We start from the raw sequence: 1,784 nt of genomic DNA, 5'->3' as shown, positions 1-1,784 counted from the left end.
CACCCGCGCCTCCATGCTGCGCCCCTCAGCCACCACGCGCCAGCCGCCGCGCGGGTCCTCCTCGGCGTTGGAGACGAGCTCCAGACGCGACACCGAGCTGATCGAGGCGAGCGCCTCGCCGCGAAAGCCGAGCGAGCTCACCCCCTCGAGATCCTCGAGGCTTTCGATCTTGCTGGTGGCGTGACGGGCCAGCGCCAGCGGCAGGTCCGACTCACCGATGCCGATGCCGTCGTCGCGCACGCGCACCAGCCGCGTGCCGCCCTGCTCGATCTCCACCTCGATGCGCCGACTGCCGGCGTCGATGGCGTTCTCGATCAGCTCCTTGGTGACCGACGAGGGCCGCTCGACCACCTCGCCGGCGGCGATCTGGTTGGCCAGGCGCGGGTCGAGAACGTGGATGCGCGTCGCTTGGCTCGCTTCAGACACTACACACCTCTTTGCTCGGGCTGCGTTCAGGGGTCATGAGCCAGGAATGCGCAGCACCTGGCCCACGCGAATGACGTCGCCGTTCAGGTCGTTGGCCTGGCGCAGCTGGTTGACCGGCACGCCGTGGCGCAGGGCGATCGTCGAGAGCGTGTCGCCGGACTGGATGCGATACTCGTTGCCGGTGGGTGCGCGGCTGTTGTCGCGCTGCCAGGCCAGAAGGCTCGCCGGGGGCGGATTGCGCTCGAAGTGCGCGCGCAGCCCGCCGAAGATCGCCTGGGAGAGCGTGTTCTGGTAGGTCGGGTCGCGCAGGCGACGCTCCTCGTCCGGGTTGGAGATGAAGCCGGTCTCGATCAGAAGCGACGGAATGTCCGGCGACTTCAAGACCATGAACCCGGCCTGCTCGACCTGGGACTTGTGCAGCCGGTTGATGCGCCCGAGCCGGTCGAGCACTTCGCCGCCGATGGCGAGCGAGTCGTTGAGCGTGGCGGTCATGGTCAAGTCCAGCAGCACGCCGCGCAGCACCTGATCCTTGTCGCGCAGCGACAGCGAGCCGTCCACGCCGCCGATCAGGTCCGCGCGGTTCTCGCTGTCGGCCAGCCACTGGGCGGTCTCCGAGGTCGCCCCGCGCTGGGAGAGCGCGAACACGGAGCTTCCCTGGGGGCGCGGGCTCGAGAAGGCGTCGGCGTGGATCGAGACGAAGAAGTCCGCCTTCTGCTCGCGAGCGAGCTGGGTGCGCTGGCGAAGGCCGATATAGTAGTCGCTGTCGCGGGTGAGTACCGCCTTGAAGCCGGGCGTGGCGTTGATGTCCGCCGCCAGGCGCCGGGAGATGTCCAGCACCACGTCCTTCTCGCGGGTACCACTCGGGCCGATCGCGCCCGGGTCTTCGCCGCCGTGGCCCGGGTCCACGGCAATGATGATGTCGCGGCGCGGATGGGGCTGAGCCGGCTGAACGGCCACCGGCGCCTGCTCGGCGATCGGTGCATCCGCCGGTGCACTGGCCTGGGCCTGGGCGGTGATGCGCTGCGCCTGGATCTCCTGTTCGCGGATCATCGCCTCGATCGGATCGATCGGGTTCTCCACCGCGCTTTCGCCGGGGTACTCGAGATCAACGACCAGACGGTGCCCGTACTGCTCGTTGGGCGCAAGCGTGAAGTGACGCGGCGTGATCACCCGGTTGAGTTCGAGCACCACGCGCAGCCCGCCATCGTCGCGGGTGCCGGTGCGCACGGCGTCGATGGCGCTGTCGCCCAGCGGCAGCGTCGAGGCGTCCGTCGCCATTTCGGTATCGTCGAGATCGATGACCAGCCGGGCGGGGTTGTCCAGCGAAAACACGTTGGCCCCGGCGGCGCCGGACAAGT

At 69.2% G+C, this 1,784-nt stretch carries 2 protein-coding genes; both read right to left on the bottom strand.

The window, feature by feature from the left end:
• Positions 1-426, bottom strand: a 426-nt coding sequence (gene mutL, locus BIS11_RS16535) for a DNA mismatch repair endonuclease MutL (RefSeq protein ID WP_253586582.1), incomplete at its 3' end; no start/stop codon positions are given.
• Positions 427-459: 33 nt separating this feature from the next.
• Positions 460-1,784 (bottom strand): N-acetylmuramoyl-L-alanine amidase (locus BIS11_RS16530; protein WP_253586581.1); only part of this gene is annotated, 1,325 nt, incomplete at its 5' end.

This window comes from Halomonas sp. 707D4, from assembly GCF_024158685.1.
Classification (GTDB): domain Bacteria; phylum Pseudomonadota; class Gammaproteobacteria; order Pseudomonadales; family Halomonadaceae; genus Vreelandella.
Note: the sequence above shows the minus strand (reverse complement) of the source record. Positions and strands in the feature narration are given on the sequence as shown.